The sequence below is a fragment of the Streptomyces sp. URMC 124 genome, from assembly GCF_051386455.1.
Lineage (GTDB): Bacteria > Actinomycetota > Actinomycetes > Streptomycetales > Streptomycetaceae > Streptomyces.
Genome location: NZ_JBPQTS010000322.1, coordinates 1 through 1,721, shown reverse-complemented (window position 1 = coordinate 1,721; position 1,721 = coordinate 1). Strand labels below are relative to the sequence as shown.

The window sequence follows — 1,721 nt, the reverse complement described above, 5'->3', positions numbered from 1 at the left end:
GGAGGGTGTGGGGGAAGGCGTGGGCGCGGCATTCGGATGCGCGTACGGAGTGGGAGCCGTGCCGGGGGTGGTTTTCGGCCATCGGGCCGTGTCCTCGGCGGCGGTCCGGGGAGGCGGTATGCGCGGCGGGCGCAGTGGACCGGAAGCGCCGTTTCCGTCTCGGTGGCCGGGGCCGCCCCGGCCGGGCTCCTCGCTCACAGCGCGCCTCCGTGCGCGGGCGGCGCGACGACGCGCGGCCCCGGGTGCGCGGTGGAGAGCAGCTGCAGGCCCAGCCGGAGCCGGCGCCGCGCCTCGTCCTCGGTGACGCCGAGGTGGGCGGCGGCCCGGCGGTAGTCGAGCCGCCGCAGGTAGGCGAGGTCGAGCGCGGCGCGCAGCGGGGCCGGCATGGAGGTGACGATGTAGTCGGCGCGGGCGGCGGCGGACGCCGCGCGGACCTTCTCCTCGATCTGCTCGGGCGTGGCCACGCCGTCGCTCTGCGACTGCCGCAGCCGATCCACGGCCTGACGGTGAGTCAGCCCCGCGATCCAGGAGCGCAGCGAACCCTCCCGGGGGTCGAACTCGCCGGGGTGCTCCCAGACGTGGCCGAAGACCTCGCGCGTGACGCGGTCGGCGCCGGCCTCGTCGTCGAGGACGCGATGGGCGAGGGTGTGCACGAGGGAGGCGAAGCGGTCGTAGAGCTCGCCGAGGGCGGCGGCCTCACCGTGCGCGAGCCGCTGCTGCATCTTGCGGTCCCACCGGGGTGGTGCCTCGGCCGCCATGTCTGCCCCTCCGTCCGCCGTCGTGCCCGTCCGCCGTGCCGTCCGCCGTGCCGGGCGCCGCACCGGCACGCAGTCGCAGCCGCAGTCGCTGCCGCGCTGGTGTGCGACGCACTCATGACCGATACCCGCGGCGCACAACGCTCGCGCCCACGGTCACATACTCCTCGAATGTAGTGGCCGGATCCGACGGTCAGGCCGTCTTTGCGGGGAACATCGTGAAGATCGCCCCGCAGCGCGGCCCCGGATGGTATTGCCACGGTCACTTTCCGCACATCTGGCCGATCGTTACGGATCGTACGTGCGCGAATGTGCCGATGTGTTATGCGGGTGTGACCGGAACTTTGGGGATTAACGGTTCGAGCTGGGCATAGGCTCGTTGGGGGCCGGTGGTGCCTATCCGGTCCCGCCGGTGTTTCCCGTGGGAGAGACGGGGGAGACGCCGGGCAGCCACGGCTGCGGAAAGGTCCGTTCCGGGGAGCGAGACACCGAGCGAAGGGGCTTCGAGCGCGTGACGTTGAAGGTGAAGGACGCCGAGCGGGGGGACTGGGCCGTCCTCCGCGTCTCCGGCGAGATGGACCTGGTGACGTCGCCGGTGGTCCGGCAACGCGTGCACGACGCGGTCGCCGACGGACGACGCAGCCTCGTGCTCGACCTGGCCGAGGTGCGGTTCTGCGACTCCAGCGGCGTCGGCGTGCTGATCGCCGCCCGCCGCCTGATGCGCTCCTGTCAGGGGCGCCTGAGACTCATCCTGCCCCCGCAGGGCGGCGCGGCGGACGGCTCCCACGTCAACAGGGTGCTCGGCGCACTCGGGGTGCGCCGCCTCTTCGAGATCTATCCGGACCTGGCCACGGCCACCCACGAGGGCCGCGACAGCGGCGAAGCCCTCCCCGCGCAGTCCGCGTAGGCGGTCCTCCCGGGCCGCCCTCCCCGGCGTTCCGCCCCTCTGCCTCTACCCCTCTGCCT

At 73.3% G+C, this 1,721-nt stretch carries 2 protein-coding genes; one reads left to right on the top strand and one right to left on the bottom strand.

Annotated elements, in window-relative coordinates:
* Window positions 1–194: 194 nt before the first annotated feature.
* Window positions 195–758 carry a sigma-70 family RNA polymerase sigma factor gene (locus ACSNOG_RS32690; RefSeq protein WP_436756326.1) on the bottom strand — a complete coding sequence of 188 codons (564 nt, stop codon included), beginning with the start codon at window positions 756–758 and terminating at the stop codon, window positions 195–197.
* Between the two features lie 508 nt (window positions 759–1,266).
* On the opposite strand from ACSNOG_RS32690, the gene ACSNOG_RS32685 reads away from it, so the two are divergent.
* The gene (locus ACSNOG_RS32685; RefSeq protein ID WP_106675778.1) at window positions 1,267–1,662 is read left to right on the top strand and encodes an STAS domain-containing protein; all 396 of its coding nucleotides are present in this window, start codon (window positions 1,267–1,269) and stop codon (window positions 1,660–1,662) included.
* The last annotated feature ends 59 nt before the right edge of the window (window positions 1,663–1,721 follow it).